Source organism: Bradyrhizobium sp. 26S5 (assembly GCF_036923295.1).
Taxonomy (GTDB): domain Bacteria; phylum Pseudomonadota; class Alphaproteobacteria; order Rhizobiales; family Xanthobacteraceae; genus Bradyrhizobium; species Bradyrhizobium septentrionale.
In genome coordinates this window covers 391,068-405,509 of sequence record NZ_CP145948.1, presented here as the reverse complement: position 1 = coordinate 405,509, position 14,442 = coordinate 391,068, and the positions used below count along the sequence as shown (strand labels likewise).

At 64.8% G+C, this 14,442-nt stretch carries 15 protein-coding genes; 6 read left to right on the top strand and 9 right to left on the bottom strand.

Going from position 1 to position 14,442, the window contains the following annotated elements; translation table 11 throughout:
* Positions 1–7 precede the first annotated feature (7 nt).
* From V5279_RS01870 to V5279_RS01860, 3 genes are all read right to left on the bottom strand, one after another.
* Positions 8–1,618, bottom strand: a complete 1,611-nt coding sequence (locus V5279_RS01870; RefSeq protein ID WP_338694606.1) for an amino acid ABC transporter permease/ATP-binding protein — start codon at positions 1,616–1,618, stop codon at positions 8–10.
* Positions 1,619–1,649: 31 nt separating this feature from the next.
* The gene (locus tag V5279_RS01865) at positions 1,650–2,543 is read right to left on the bottom strand and encodes an ABC transporter substrate-binding protein (RefSeq protein ID WP_414645889.1); all 894 of its coding nucleotides are present in this window, start codon (positions 2,541–2,543) and stop codon (positions 1,650–1,652) included.
* Between the two features lie 204 nt (positions 2,544–2,747).
* A complete protein-coding gene (locus V5279_RS01860; protein ID WP_338694604.1) occupies positions 2,748–4,439 on the bottom strand; it encodes a bifunctional diguanylate cyclase/phosphodiesterase in 1,692 nt (563 codons plus the stop codon).
* A 219-nt stretch (positions 4,440–4,658) separates the two neighbouring features.
* On the opposite strand from V5279_RS01860, the gene V5279_RS01855 reads away from it, so the two are divergent.
* A complete protein-coding gene (locus tag V5279_RS01855; RefSeq protein WP_338694602.1) occupies positions 4,659–4,943 on the top strand; it encodes a hypothetical protein in 285 nt (94 codons plus the stop codon).
* Between the two features lie 14 nt (positions 4,944–4,957).
* Here V5279_RS01855 and V5279_RS01850 read toward each other — a convergent pair whose 3' ends face one another.
* The 3 genes from V5279_RS01850 to mtgA form a co-directional block, all read right to left on the bottom strand.
* Positions 4,958–5,590, bottom strand: coding sequence for a hypothetical protein (locus tag V5279_RS01850; protein ID WP_166301311.1), 633 nt, complete (start codon positions 5,588–5,590; stop codon positions 4,958–4,960).
* A 193-nt stretch (positions 5,591–5,783) separates the two neighbouring features.
* Positions 5,784–5,969 (bottom strand): 50S ribosomal protein L32, encoded by a 186-nt coding sequence (rpmF, locus tag V5279_RS01845; RefSeq protein WP_021077536.1) that lies wholly within the window; start codon positions 5,967–5,969, stop codon positions 5,784–5,786.
* Between the two features lie 160 nt (positions 5,970–6,129).
* Complete coding sequence (gene mtgA, locus V5279_RS01840; RefSeq protein ID WP_338694580.1) at positions 6,130–6,801, bottom strand: monofunctional biosynthetic peptidoglycan transglycosylase; 672 nt, start codon at positions 6,799–6,801, stop codon at positions 6,130–6,132.
* A 199-nt stretch (positions 6,802–7,000) separates the two neighbouring features.
* On the opposite strand from mtgA, the gene V5279_RS01835 reads away from it, so the two are divergent.
* The 3 genes from V5279_RS01835 to V5279_RS01825 all read left to right on the top strand — a co-directional run bounded on the left by V5279_RS01835 (position 7,001) and on the right by V5279_RS01825 (position 9,208).
* On the top strand, positions 7,001–7,921 hold the full coding sequence (locus tag V5279_RS01835; RefSeq protein WP_338694578.1) for a polyprenyl synthetase family protein: 921 nt from the start codon (positions 7,001–7,003) through the stop codon (positions 7,919–7,921).
* 18 nt (positions 7,922–7,939) lie between these two features.
* A complete protein-coding gene (locus V5279_RS01830) occupies positions 7,940–8,620 on the top strand; it encodes a DUF1345 domain-containing protein (RefSeq protein ID WP_338694576.1) in 681 nt (226 codons plus the stop codon).
* A gap of 177 nt (positions 8,621–8,797) precedes the next feature.
* Positions 8,798–9,208, top strand: coding sequence for a hypothetical protein (locus V5279_RS01825; RefSeq protein WP_338694574.1), 411 nt, complete (start codon positions 8,798–8,800; stop codon positions 9,206–9,208).
* A 12-nt stretch (positions 9,209–9,220) separates the two neighbouring features.
* Here V5279_RS01825 and V5279_RS01820 read toward each other — a convergent pair whose 3' ends face one another.
* Positions 9,221–9,655: a GFA family protein gene (locus V5279_RS01820; protein ID WP_338694572.1), complete on the bottom strand. Its 435-nt coding sequence runs from the start codon at positions 9,653–9,655 to the stop codon at positions 9,221–9,223.
* A gap of 100 nt (positions 9,656–9,755) precedes the next feature.
* Between V5279_RS01820 and V5279_RS01815 the strand changes: the two genes are divergently transcribed.
* Both V5279_RS01815 and V5279_RS01810 read left to right on the top strand, forming a co-directional pair.
* Positions 9,756–10,130 carry a nuclear transport factor 2 family protein gene (locus tag V5279_RS01815; protein ID WP_029079533.1) on the top strand — a complete coding sequence of 125 codons (375 nt, stop codon included), beginning with the start codon at positions 9,756–9,758 and terminating at the stop codon, positions 10,128–10,130.
* Positions 10,131–10,238: 108 nt separating this feature from the next.
* Positions 10,239–11,846, top strand: coding sequence for a Na+/H+ antiporter (locus V5279_RS01810; protein WP_338694568.1), 1,608 nt, complete (start codon positions 10,239–10,241; stop codon positions 11,844–11,846).
* A 180-nt stretch (positions 11,847–12,026) separates the two neighbouring features.
* Here V5279_RS01810 and V5279_RS01805 read toward each other — a convergent pair whose 3' ends face one another.
* Together V5279_RS01805 and V5279_RS01800 are read right to left on the bottom strand one after the other, a co-directional pair.
* Positions 12,027–13,367, bottom strand: coding sequence for a Rieske 2Fe-2S domain-containing protein (locus V5279_RS01805; protein WP_338694566.1), 1,341 nt, complete (start codon positions 13,365–13,367; stop codon positions 12,027–12,029).
* 132 nt (positions 13,368–13,499) lie between these two features.
* Positions 13,500–14,393 carry a TauD/TfdA dioxygenase family protein gene (locus V5279_RS01800; RefSeq protein ID WP_338694563.1) on the bottom strand — a complete coding sequence of 298 codons (894 nt, stop codon included), beginning with the start codon at positions 14,391–14,393 and terminating at the stop codon, positions 13,500–13,502.
* Between the last annotated feature and the right edge of the window lie 49 nt (positions 14,394–14,442).

Sequence of the window (14,442 nt, the reverse complement as noted above, 5' to 3'; positions counted from 1 at the left end):
TTTCTGTTCATGCGATTTCGGCCTCCATGGCATTGAGGAAACGCTGCGCTACCGGATTGCGCGGATTGCCCAGCACCTCATTGGCCGGGCCCTCCTCGATGATCGCGCCGCCCGCCAGCAACACCACGCGATCGGCGACTTCACTGGCGAAGCGCAGTTGATGAGTTGAAATGATCATGGTGAGGCCGTCTTCCACCGCGAGGCGACGGATGACTTCAAGCACCTCATTGACGAGTTCGGGGTCGAGCGCGGAAGTCGGTTCATCGAGCAACAGCACGCTTGGATTTGGCGCGATCGCACGGGCGATGGCGACGCGCTGCTGCTGGCCACCGGAGAGATGCCGCGGCAGTGCATCGGCGCGGTGGCTGAGGCCAACGCGCGCGAGCAATTCGGTCGCCCGGCGATCCGCATCGGGGCGCGACATGCCATGCACCCAGCGCAGCGGCCCCGCGATATTCTCCTTCGCGGTGAGGTGGCCGAACAGGTTGAACTGCTGGAACACCATGCCGACGCCGACTTCGGCACGCGCCTGCGCCAGCAGTCGCGGCGACAGCGCCTTGCCGTGATCGTTGAAGCCGAGCCGGCGACCGCCGACCTTGATGCTGCCGTCGTTCCAGAGCTCGAGATTGTTGATGCAGCGGAGCAGCGTGCTCTTGCCGGAGCCGGACGGCCCGAGCAGCGCGATCACCTCGCCGATCCGCACCGTGATATCGACGCCGGCGAGCACCACCTGATTGTCATAGCTCTTGCGCAGCGCAGCGATATCGACGGCCACGTTGTTTCGCGCCAGCGTCTCGGTGCGTTTGGCGCGATCGATACGCCCGGACTGCGAGCGCGGCGGCGGCAATTCGGCGACGCCGGCATCGGGCAGGATCTCAGGCGGCGTCTCGTCCGCCGCGGTCAGCGGATCATCGAGCCCCTGCACCCGATACCACGGCATCATCCGCATCAGCCTGATCTGCTTCGACGCGCGGTCGAGATCGAACAGCCATTCGAGGAACAACTGGATGCCGGCGATCGCCGCAGTGAGGAACAGATAGATCAGGCCGGAGGCGAAGAAGATCGAGAAGAAATCGAAAGTTGCCGACGCCATCTGGGTCGAACGCAACGTCAGCTCCTGCACGGCGATCACCGACGCCAGCGACGAATTCTTCAGCGCGCTGACGGTCTCGTTGCCGAAGGCGGGGATCATCGAGCGGATCGCCTGCGGCGCGATGATCCGGCGCATCAGGACGCCGGGCGTCATGCCGAGCGCCTGCCCGGCCAGCACCTGGCCGCGATCGACGCCGAGCACGCCGGAGCGCAGCATCTCGGCGATGAACGGAGCTTCGTTGCAGGCCAGCGCGAGGCCGGCGGCGAGAATGGCAGGGAGCTTGATGCCGATCTGCGGCAGGGCGTTATAGGCGAACACCATCTGCAGGATCAGTGGCGTGCCGCGAAAGATCACGGTGTAGACCCGGGCGAATGACGCCAGCGCTTTGAAGCGGCTGAGTTGCATCCACGCCAGGATCACACCGAGGACGAGGCCGCCGAGTAGACCGAGGGCAGTGACTTGCAAGGTCGCCTGAATGCCCTCGATCATATACGGCATGGTCAAATAGTGGAGGAACAGCTCCATCGAGCATGGCGTCCTTTTGCCAGTGCTGAACCTACTTGACCGTCAGCAGACCAGGCTCCATCAGGTTCTCCGGATCGAGATTCCACTTCTTCAGCAGCGCGAGCTGATCGCCCGACTTGTAGATCTCGGTCAGCGCCGCCTTCACGGCATCGCGGAAGGCCGGCTTGTCCTTGGGCACGCCGATGCCGACCTTATACGGGATTGTCACCGCGACAGCTTTTTCGAGCTTGTCCGGATAGGCCTTCACCGCATTGTCGACGGTGTTGACGTCGTTGACATAAGTGTCGGCGCGTCCGGCCAGGATCGCCTGAATGCAGTTGGCGTTGTTGTCGTAGAGCTGAATGGTCGGCTCAGGCTTGCCCTCCTTCTTGCACTCCGGCACGAGCGCCTGGATCAGCGGAACTTCAACGTAGCCTGTGTTCTCGGCCGCTGCCGCGCCGCACATCGAGGTATTGATGCCGGAGATCTTCTTCGGATTGCCCTTGGCGACCACTACGCCGTCGAACACCTTCGAATAGGTGATGAAGTCGGCCGCCTTGGCACGCTCTTCCGTGGCGTAGATGTCAGAGATCACAATGTCGGCCTGACCACTGGCCAGCGTGGTCAGGAGTGCGGCGAAGGTAACCGCCTTGTAGGTCAGCTTGAAGCCGAGGCATTCACCAATCTCCTCGCCGAGATCAATATCGAAGCCGACATATTTGCTCGGGTCCTTCGGATCGATCGACTCGTAGCCTGGCGTATGCGGATTGATAGCGTTGACGAGGGTCTTGCCCTTCCAGTCCGGATATTTTGCCTGTAGCTCCGCACAGGCGGCCGGCGCAGCTGCCCTAGCGCTGGTTGGAGCACCGACGCCCACAACCAGCAGTGCCCCCAGCGCCGCGATATGCATGAGTTTGTACGTGCGCGGAAAAGATAACGTGACCATTCGATCCTCTTTCGACGTTGTCATGGCGCAAGCCACGGTCCAAACCTCGAAGAAGTAAACGGCGGTCTCCGCTGGAAAACTTGTCTGGGAACGCACAATAAATTGGATGAACTCCCGCCAAACCTTGGGCACGACGCGCTCATATTTTGAGCAACCCCTGTCGAGAACGGAGCGGGAGCGCGGTGATCAGCCGATCATCGCGCGTCAGCCCGCGGCAGGGACGGCCTTCTCGGCCGGCGCGTTCCACGGCCGGTCCGGCGAGGCGAGGCCGATCAGGCGGCCCTGGATGAAGTCGCAGCCCCACTCGCGCAGCATCACAGCGGCCTCTTCGTCCTGCACCCATTCGGCAACCGTCTTGATCTCAAGACGGCGCGCGAGATCGATCAGCGTCTGCACGAAGGCGCGGTCGTCGGCCGAGCGCACGATGTTCTGCACGAAGGCGCCGTCGATTTTGACAATATCGACGCCGAGCTTGCGCAAGTTTCGGAACGAGGTGTAGCCGGCGCCGAAATCGTCGATCGCGATCCGGCTGCCGAAATTCTTCAGCCGCGTGACGAAGCCGCGGACGTCGTCGATGTCCTGGATCGCGACCGTCTCGGTGATCTCGACGATCAGCCGCTCGCCGACGCCGGGATGCGCGCGCATCAGCGATTCGATGGTGGCCCACCAGTCCGGGTCCATCGTGGTGTCGGGCGAGATGTTCAGGCTGAGCTCGACATCAGGCGCGGCGGCAAGCTCCGCGACGGCGAGCTCCAGCACGCGGTGATCGACCATCCGGATCAGGCCGAGCCGCTCGGCGACCGGCACGATGTCAGGCGCGAGCAGCGCCCGGCCGTCGTCCTGCTCCATGCGGACCAGGCACTCGTAGAACGAAGCCTGCCGCGAACGCGCATCGACCACCGGCTCGAAGCCGATCACGATACGGCGCTCGTTCAGCGCGGTGACGATCTCGTCGGTGACGCGGATGTTGACGCGGCGCTGGGCGTCGCGCTCGACATTCGGCTTCCACAGCGCGAACGATCCGGCGCGGCGGCTCTTGGCGGCGTCCAGCGTCTCCTGGGCGCGATTGACCGCCTCCTCCGCCGACTTCGCATGGCGCGGGATGGTGACGGCGCCGATCGACACGGTCACCGACACCGGGCCGGATTTGGTCGGCACCACCTCGTCGCGGACCGCGGCGAGGAAGCGCTCGGCCGCGACATTGGTGTCGTCGACGGTGCAGTTGCGCAGGATCAGGCCGAACTTGTTGCCGGAGAAGCGGCCGAGCATGTCACCGCTGCGCAGCCGGGCGCGGATCCGCTTCGCAACCTCGGCGATGACGGCGTCCGCGACATCGAAGCCGAAGGCATCATTGACCCGCGCCAGGTGATCGATGCCGATCAGCATGAAGGCGCAGGAGGTGCGGAAGCGCGCGCACTCCTCGATCGTCTCGGCGAGCGAGGCGATCAGATAGGTGCGGTTGAGCTCGTTGGTCAGCGGATCGTGCCGCGACAGCTTCATGAGCTGCTCGTCGCGGGCATGCCGTTCATTGTTGATGCGGACGACGCCCTGCACCAGCGCCGGCCTGCCGTCGGCGCCGGCAAACCAGCAGCCGGTCTCCTCGATCCAGATCACCGGCGCCGAGGTGACGGCGCGCACGCCATATTCGATCCGGTAGGGAACGCCCTCCCCGCTGCGCACAGTCGCGGCCTGGCCGAGCGCATCTGATCGAACCGAACGCAATGGCTCGATCAGCTTGGCGAGCTCGGCGCCGCTCGCGAGCGCCGCGACGGGGATATCCGGAAAGACCGTCGCCGCATTGTCGCTCCAGGCGATCGCGTCGCTCGCCAGGTCCCAGGCGAATGTTGCCTGGCCGAGCGAGGCGAGGATGCTGGCAGCTGGCGGGACAGGTGGCATCGAACATGTCTCGATTTGGGACGGCGCCCGGTGATTCTGCACGCCCTCAAGATAGTGGTTCCGGCGAATCCAACGCTAGGAGAAGTTGATAAATAATCTGGAAACCACGTTTGCGACTGCCGGGGAACGAACTGGGGATGGCGGGCATGACCCTTGCCACGGGGGTGTTGCGGAGGGACGCAACGTCCCAAAGTATGACGGTCAACGGGTCTGCGTGCGATGCCTGATATCGATCAATCGGAAATCCTGGACGGCGAGGTTACAGGCGAACCTGCAGCCCCCTGCACCGCCTTGGTGCCGCTGGCCACGACCACCCGTTGGGCGCCCAAGATCCCGCTACCCCACGCCGATCCGTCGTTCGTTGCCCAGCTGATCGCAACCGCCGCCCACGAACCGCAGACGTGCGAGCTGCGGCGTGGGTCATTGGCCGACGCGCAAAGCGCCTACGGCCCGCACATCGACGAACGCCGCAGCGTCGCGCGGCGTACGCGGCAGATCATCTAGATTTCAGAAGAGTATCAGCGCTGCGGCGCGTCCGACGGCGGCTGGCCGCCCGGCTGCAAATCCGGCGAGGTCACCGTCGGCTTTGGCGCGGACTGATCGAGCAGCACGGATTCCGCAACCGACGTCGCCGGAGGAACGGTTGCGGCCGGCGGCGGCGCGGCGGGCGCCGGCGTAACGACAGGTGCGGGCTCGGGCCGCGCGGCGGGTTGCGCGACAGGCGCGGGCTGCGGCACCTCGGGCTGCGACTTGCTGACGCTCTGCGCCGGTGCCGCGACCACCGCACGGCGGCGGGTGCGCAGCGCAATTCCGGAAATGAAATCGACCAGCGCCAGCAGCGTGAGCAGGCCATAGGTCGAATTGCCGAATTTCGGCCAGAGCACGAATTCGGCGGCGGCCGCGCCGAACACGATCAGCGACAGCAGATGGTCGGTGAGAAATTTCGCGCCGGGCCGAGCGCCCTTGATGACCTCGAGCAGCAACAGCAGCACGCCGGCGGCGAGCAGCATGTCGCTGAGCGTGATCTGCCACTGCTCGCCCGAGAGCAATGTCAGCCTGATCAGCGGGTCCGTGAAGGACACGCCAGGCATCAGGAAGGCGATGATGTTGTAGACCGCGAGCGGAACCAGCAGCAGCGGAAAACCGACCATCGGGGCTTGCGCCTTATTCCAGGGAGAACCAGCATGCGGCGATGCCTACGCTTCGCCGCGGACGCGCCCGTTTTGACCGGCCTCGTTGGCCGAATTCGGGCGCAGCGCCGTTTTGTTCGGAGCATGATCTTATCGGAAAACCGCTAGACGCTTTTCCGGATCATGCTCTGCGGCGCGACAGCCGAATGTCCGATCAGGACTCTTTCTTGGCCTTCAGGACCTGGCGGCCCTTGTACATGCCGGTCTTCAGGTCGAGGTGGTGCGGGCGGCGCAGTTCGCCGGAGTCCTTGTCCTCGACATAGGTCGGGGTCTTGATCGCGTCAGCCGAACGACGCATGCCACGGCGCGACGGCGAGGTTTTTCTTCTGGGAACGGCCATAACGGTGTCCTCTAGGGGTGTTGCGGAGGCATCGTCCGAAATGGGGACGAGCGCACAGCGCTTCAAAGCGCCAGCTGCGATGCCGGTAAGGCCGCGCTTATAGAGGAAGGCACTGCGTAAATCTAGGGTCCGACACGGTAAAATCCGCCCGAAATCAGCCTCAGGAGCCGCGATTTTCGCGCCAGCAGCGCTCCACCGCATTGCCCCTCGCCATATAGGTCCCGGACAGCCTGCGCACCCCCGGACCCGGGTTCCGGGCGCTCCGTTTGACCGGATTGGGCAGGATCGAAGCCAAAAGCGCGGCCTCGCGAGTTGACAGCCCGGCTGCCGACCGGCCGAAGGCATATTGGGCCCCGGCCTCGGCGCCAAACTGCCCGGATGGGCCCATTTCGGCGATGTTGAGGTAGATTTCGAGGATTCGCTGCTTGGGCAGCACGAAATCGATCCAGAGCGCCAGCGGCAGTTCCAACCCCTTCCGGATCATGCTGCGGCCGGGCCACAGGAACAGGTTCTTGGCCACCTGCTGGGTGATGGTCGAGCCGCCGCGCGCCGCCTCACCATCCCCGGCATCGTCGATCACCTCGCGCAGCGCGCCCCAGTCGACGCCCCGGTGCTTGCAGAAATGGGCGTCTTCCGCGCCGACCACGGACCGCGGCAGATACGGCGACATGGCGCCGAAATCGATCCAATGCCGCGTCACCGGGGCCCCTCGCAGGGTCCGCCACGCCATCAGGGCCGAGACCGGGTGGCCGGTGCGGTAGAACGGCGTCACCAGATACGGCAGCACCAGCAGAGCCAGCAAAAGCAGCAATAAAATTCGGACGATGCGCAAAACGAGGGTTTCCGGGGAGAACCTCTCCAGGAAGGATTTGGGCCCCGCCCGCCAGGAACGGCCGGCGCTGTCAGACGTCTGTGGGATAATTCACGGTTTTTCCAGCACTTTTAAGGCGCGAATCCGTCGCAGGGTGGAATTGACGAAGCCGATGCCATCAACGATTGTCCGGCCGAAAATCGATCTGGAGCAATTCTTAATGACGACCGGTACTGCAGAGTTTTCCAAGCGGCTGGACCAGACCGCGGAGGATACCGAAGCCCTGCTCGCGAGACTTTTGTCCGACGCGACCGAAACCGACGAAATCGTGCGCCCGAAGCGGCTGATCGAGGCGATGCGCTATTCGAGCCTCGGTGGCGGCAAGCGGCTGCGGCCGTTCCTCGTGGTCGAGAGCGCGGCGGTGTTCGGCATCCCGCGCGAAGCCGCCCTGCTGGTGGGCGCTGCGCTCGAAAGCATCCACTGCTATTCGCTGATCCACGACGATCTGCCGTCGATGGACAATTCCGATCTGCGCCGCGGCCGCCCGACCCTGCACAAGGCCTATGACGAGGCGACCGCGATCCTGGCCGGCGACGCGCTACTGACGATCGCCTTCGACATCATCACCCGTGATGCGATCCACAAGGACGCCCAAGTGCGCCTGCTGTTGACCCGCGCGCTGGCGCGCGCCTCCGGGATCGGCGGTATGGCCGGCGGCCAGATCCTCGACCTCGCCGGCGAAGGCCGCTTCGGCGACCGCGAGCCGGTCGATGTCGCGCGCCTGCAGCAGATGAAGACCGGCGCGCTGCTCCGCTTCGGTTGCATCGCCGGCGCGATCCTCGGCCAGTCCTCCGAGAGCGAGTATCGGGCGCTCGACGATTACGGCAAAGCGCTCGGTGAAGCCTTCCAGATCGCCGACGATCTGCTCGATGTCGAGGGCGACGCCGCTGCACTCGGCAAGCCGGCCGGTGCCGACGCTGCGCTCGGCAAGACCACCTTCGTCACCCAGCTCGGCATCGATGGCGCCAAGCAGCGCGTGCGCGACCTCCTGGCGCGCGCCGATGCCGCGCTGTCGGTGTTCGGCGATAGGGGCGACGTGCTGCGCGCCGCAGCCCGCTTCGTCGCCGAGCGCAAGAACTAACCGAAAGCAAAGCGCGAAATGAGCAAGGAGCCCGACGACCGCCTTGTTCGTTTCCGCAAGCTGCCGATGCCGGTCCGCGTCGTCGTGGGCCGGCCGCGCACCTTCGTCTCGCTTGGGGTCGGCATCCTGGCTGCCCTGCTGGTGCCGGGAGCGCCGCGCCTCGTCACGCGCCTGCTCGCCGGATGGGACGCCTTCGCCGCGCTGTATCTGGTGCTTGCCTATGCGATGATGCTGCGCTGTGGCGTCGCTTATATCAAGCGCAGCGCCATATTGCAGGACGATGGCCGGTTCCTGATCCTGCTGGTGACCGCGTTCGGCGCGCTGGCGAGCCTCGCAGCCATCGTATTTGAACTCGGCGCAGCCAAGGGCAGCCCGGCCGGACTGGCGGCGGCGATTGTCACCATCACCCTGTCATGGACCATGGTTCACACCGCGTTCGCGCTGCACTACGCCCATGAATTCTACCGCGGCAAGACGCCCGGCGGATTGCAGTTTCCGAGCGGCGACGAGCACGTCGACGCCGATTACTGGGACTTCATCTACTTCTCGTTCGTGATCGGCATGACCGCGCAGGTCTCCGACGTCGGCATCACCGACAAGATCATCCGCCGCACCGCGACCGTGCACGGCGTCATCTCGTTCGTGTTCAACACCGCGCTGCTGGCGCTGATGGTGAACATCGCAGCGAGCGCGATCTAGCTGCATCACGAGTTGCAGACTCGTCATTGCCGACGCCGAGACCGGGCAGCCCCCGTTCAATTCCAAAAACCCAGATCCGTTCATAGCGACACTGCGGAAGGGACCGGGGTACGGATTGGCTGGTCGCGATATTTCGGGCACGATCGGGGGAACGAGAACAATACCACGGAGGACGTCATGCAGGGCGCAACCGCACCGGTTCTATCCGCCCGATCCGGCACGATCGGCCGCATGGCCAGAAACCTTGTCGCCCTCGCGCTGCTTGCCGGCTGCACCGCGGGCTGCGGCATGGTCGACGCCGTGTTCGACGGCTTCAAGCACGCCAAGGCCGTGGAGGAAGACCTCCTTGCGGCGGTCGGGGTCAAACCACAGGTCGGCTTCAACTGGCGCAATGGCCGGCTCACATCGGTGACCGTCACCTTCCCCAGCCTGCTGCAGGACAAGCCGCTGCAGGAACTCTCAGACGCGGCGCGCAACGCGGTCGGCAAGGAGTTCAAGCAGCGCGCCGACAATGTCGTGCTCGCCTTCGCGTTGGGGCCGTCCAAGACTACCTCGGCACAAGCGGACCAGCCTCAGGGCACGAACTGAGGTGGCGCGGATTTATTCCGCGCCTTTGGTGACGTGCCCCTGATATTGCGGCAGGTCGTCCAATATCGCGTACCACGGCGCCTTGGAGCCGACGAAGATATGCGCAGTCGGCCGGATCGCCGGCGCATCGCGCAGCGTTCCCATCGTGACATGGACATAAGCGCCGTCGCGGACCTGCGAATAGAGCAGCGAGCCGCAGCGGCCGCAATGCGCGTCATGGGTGAGCTCATCGCCGTAGATCAGCAGACGATCGGCGCCGCTGACGACGGCGAATTTTTCGCGCGCGATTCCCGCGAACGGCTTGAACGCCGAACCCGTGGTGCGGCGGCAGTTCGAGCAGTGACAATTCAGCGCATAGCCGAACGCGTCGGCCACCTCGTAGCGCACGTCGCGGCAGAAGCATTCGCCCGTCAGGATACGATCGTTCGAATTTGCAGATGCGGTCACGGCTTTCTCCTCACGCGGAATTTTGCCGACGGCCATGGCGCAATCCGGTGGTTCATGGCTAAATCCTAGCAGACGAAAACCCTGCCGGGAGGACCAACCAATGAGCCAAGATCGATCCAGCGTCGAAAATGTCGTGCAAACCTATTTCGACGGTCTCTACGAGGGCGACGCCGACAAGCTTGCCGCGGCCTTTCATCCAAGCGCCGACCTGCGCTGGGTGGAGAAGGGCGAGCTGAAGGTCCTGACCGTGCCGGACTGGCTTGCCTGGGTGCGCAAGCGGCCGTCGGGAAAGGCCGAGGGCAAGGCCCGCGAAGATTTCATCGTTACTATCGACCGCTCCGACGACAACACCGCCTTCATCAAGGTGCGGTGCCAGCTGCCGCCGCGCTACTTCACCGACTACCTGGTGGCGATGAAGCTCGCCGATGGCTGGCAGATCGTCTCGAAGTCGTACCGCTACGACCTGCGGGACTGACCGGCGGGCCCGCCGCATCCCCACGACGGCTTTGTGACATGCCCCAGCGGTCCGGCTCCGGCCGGACCGCATTGACTGCCGGTGGTTTCCGGGCGAATTGAGCCCATTATGGAAGCCAAGTTTCAGATTTTTCTCACCCTGCTCGGCGTACTGGCGGGAACCGCGCTGGTGGCGCGGCGAACCGATATCGCGCCGGCGATCCTGCTGCTGCTGACCGGCGTCGTGCTGGCCTTCGTGCCGGGCATGCCGTCGCTGGAACTGCCGCCGGAGCTCGTGCTTCTGGTGGTGCTGCCGCCGCTGATCTATTCGGCGAGCGTCGCGATGAGCTGGCGCGAGTTCAAGGCCAATCTGCGGCCGATCATCCTGCTGTCGGTCGGCTGCGTGATCTTCACCGCCTTCATGGTCGCCGCCGCGACCCACTATCTGATCGGCCTGCCCTGGAGCGTCGGCTTCCTGCTCGGGGCGATCGTCGCGCCGCCGGACGTGGTGGCGCCGCTTGCGATCGCGCGCAAGCTCGGCCTGCCCCGCCGCGTCCTGGTGGTGCTCGAGGGCGAAGGGCTCGCCAACGACGCGACCGCGCTGATCCTCTACCGCTTCGCACTGGCCGCCATCACCACCGGGCTGTTCTCGCTGCCGAAGGCGACCGGCACCTTCCTCGTCATCGTCGCCGGCGAGATCGCGTTCGGCACCGCGATCGGCTGGCTCAGCCTGCGCGCCCGCCGCAGAGCCCGCGATCCGCAGGTCGAGATCACGCTGTCGCTGATCACGCCCTATCTCGCCTACTGGATCCCGGAGCATTTCGGCGGCAGCGGCGTGATCGCAACGGTTGCCTGCGGTCTCTACATGAGTTGGAACGGACCGCTGTTGATTTCGGCCGCGACGCGCCTGCAGGGCATCTTCTTCTGGGACCTGGTCATCTTTTTGATCGAGGGCCTGCTGTTCCTGATGACCGGCTTCCAGATGCGCTCGCTGTACGAGAAGTCGAAGTCGTTCCCGCTGCACGACATCCTCACCGCCACCGTGCTGGTCGCCGTCATCGTCATCGTCGCGCGCTTCCTCTGGGTGTTTCCCGGCACCTATCTGCCGCGCTGGATCAGCCGAAGCATGCGCGACCGCGATCCGCTGCCGTCGTGGCGGGCGGTGTTCGTGGTGGCCTTCACCGGCGTACGCGGCGCGGTCTCGCTTGCTGCGGCGCTGGCGCTGCCTTTGACATTGCCTGGCGGTGACGCCTTCCCGTATCGCGACCTGATCCTGTTCGTTGCCTTCGGCGTGATCTTCGTGACGCTGGTCGGGCTCGGCCTCGGATTGCCGCCGGTGGTGCGCTGGCTCGGCCTCGCCAGGGACGGACGCAGCGAGCATATCGCCGAGCACGAGCAGGAGATCGCGGCGCGGCGCGAGGCGCTGAACGCCGCGCTGAAGTCGCTCGATGCCATCACCGACGACCGTGAGCTCTCCGACGAAGTGGTGAAGCTGTTGCGCTCGCGGCACGAGATCCGCTTCAACCAGCTGCCCGATACGCTCGACCCCGAGAAGCACGACGTCTCCGCCGCCGGCACCGCGCTTACGCGGGAGCTGATCTCCTCCGAGCGCAAGTTCATTCATATGCTGCTGCGCGACGGCAAGATCACCGACGAAACCAGGCGGCGCATCGAGCGCGACCTTGATCTCGAGGAGGCGAGCCTCTCCAACCGGGAGTATCGCAGGATTCCGTTGTAGGTTTGCGTCGTCCCGGGCAAGCCAACGGGTCGGCGCGAAGCGCCGCCCGATGACAGGCTCAGCGCGACCCGGGACCCATAACCACCGCTGCCGGTTCTGCGAAGGTTGGGGCTACAGCGTGGCGCAACAACAAATAGTCGTGGTTTTGGGTCCCTGCTTTCGCAGGGACGACAGCCGCGCCTACTCCGCCGCGGCGTTCTGCCTGGGGCCGCCGACGTAGCCTGTGGGATCGCCGAACCGTTCGACCATCACGGCGGTGAGGTCCTTGGTCTTGCTGGTGACGCAGGCGCCGGAGCGCACGGTGTAGCGATCCTGGTGCGCCGCATGCGGCGGCGCCTCGCCCTTCTGCAGCGCGCGGGCCGCCTCCATCACCAGCTTGCGGAAATGCATGATACCGAGATCGGTCGGGCCAAGATGCTCGCGGGTGCGGTCGGCGATCGGGCCCTGGCTGTCCTGCACCGCGGCGTCCTGCTCGGAGACGCCCTTGATGCCGGTATAGCTCTTGGTCCGCTGCAGCTTGCGGTCGATCAGATAGTCGTTCGCCTTGTTGCGCAGCGGCACGTAGTTCTCGTCGACCGCCGCCATCACGCCGTTGCCATTGGCGTAGCCCTCACGCTCGGCGTCTGTCAGCGGGCGGTCGGGATTCCACGCATAGGTGTAGATCCAGCAACTGGTGTCGCTGACCGGCACGAAGGTCTGGCCGAACATGTTCTCGCCCGGCATGGAGCTCGGTGCGTAACTGTGGAACGGCATCAGGAACTGGGCGATGCGCCAGTAGATGTTGTCGCTCCCGGTCAGCCGTCCGCCCGCGACCGTCAGCCCGGCCTGATGCGGATTGATCTTGATGACGGGGCGCGGATCCTCGGCGATCCAGCGCATGTGGTCGGTCGCGACCCGCGTCAACGGGTTCACGAAATGCTTCTTGATGTCGAGTATCTCGTTCTCCTCCTTCTCGAAGGAGAGGTGCGCGAAGGTGAAATGCGCGGTGTCGATCGAGCCTTCCACCGCCTGCACCCAGTTGCAGTCCTGCCACTTCTTGGTGACGAAGCGGTGCGAGGCCGGCAGCAGCGCCATCTCCAGCGCCGGCAATTCGGGCATCGCCTCGACCGGGCCCATATAGGCCCAGATCATCTCGCCCCATTCGCGCACCGGATAGGACTTGATGCGGATCAGGTCCTTGGCATTGAGGTCCGGATAGGATGTCGGCATGTCGACGCAGCGGCCGTCGGTGTCGAACTTCCAGCCGTGATAGACGCAGCGGATGCCGCATTCCTCGTTGCGGCCGAGCCAGAGATTGGCGCCGCGATGCGGGCAGTATTGATCGATGACGCCGACCACGCCTCTGCTATCGCGGAAGGCCAGCAGCTCCTCGCCCATCACCACGATCTTCTTCGGATCGCTGCCCGGCTCCGGCAGCTCTTCCGACAGCAGCACCGGAATCCAGAACCGGCGCAGGAGCTCGCCCATTCCCGTCCCCGCACCTGATTCGGTGAGGAATTTGTTGTCTTCGGCGCGAAGCATGGACGACCTCCCGATATGTTTTTTGTTTCTATTCGTAGGATGGGTAGAGCGAAGCGAAACCCATCACTTGCATCCACGCGGTGAGACGATGGGTTTCGCTGCGCTCTACCATCCTACGCGCCACGCTCATCCTCACACCGGCCGTTCTCCCTTCACGGTCACGCGGGTGCCGGAGCGGGTATGCGGCCAGTAGTCCCACATCGCGCGGTGCTGGGCGCAGCGATTGTCCCAGAACGCGATCGCGTTCTCGGTCCAGCGGAAGCGGCACTGGAACAGTGGGTTCTCGGCGTGCTGGTAGAGATAGGCCAGCATGGCGTCGCTCTCGTCGCGCGGGATGCCGACAATGAAGCGGGTGAAGCCGCGGTTGACGTAGAGCGACTTCTTGCCGGTCACCGGATGGGTGCGGACGACAGGATGCTCGGCGCGCGGATATTCCCGTTTGTCGGCGACGCCGTAATTCGCGTACAGCCCCCGATAAGTCTGCTCGCCGTCATGCAGCGCGGTCAGCCCGTCGAGATAGGCCTTCATGCGTTCCGACAGCGCCTCATAGGCGGCATACATATTGGCGAACAGCGTGTCGCCGCCGCGCGGCGGGCACTGCTTGATGTAGAGGATCGAACCCATCGGCGGCTCGAGATCGCAGGACACGTCGGTGTGCCAGCCTTCGCCGTTGGCGCGCGGTGAATCCTTGTCGGCATGGATCTTCATCAGCGCCGGATCGCCCTCGTTGGGCGCGGCGGGATGCACATGCAGCTCACCGAACTTGCGGCCGAAGGCGAGATGCTGGTCGGGGCTGATGTGCTGGTCGCGGAAGAAGATGACGAGGTTTTCGGCGAGCGCGCGATGGATCTCGTCCATCTGGCGGTTGGAGCGTGCATCGTCGGAGACCAGCTTGCCAATATCGACGCCGGAGATTTCGGCGCCGATGATCGGCGTCAGCTTCTCGACGCCGATGGTCTCATAGGGCTCGGATTGGTCGGCGAGGTGGCGATAGCGTGGACCCTGCTTGCCGGACAGTGAGCTCATGGGCCTTCTCCCGATCGTTCTTGATTGGGAGACATGGTAACGCGCGTCG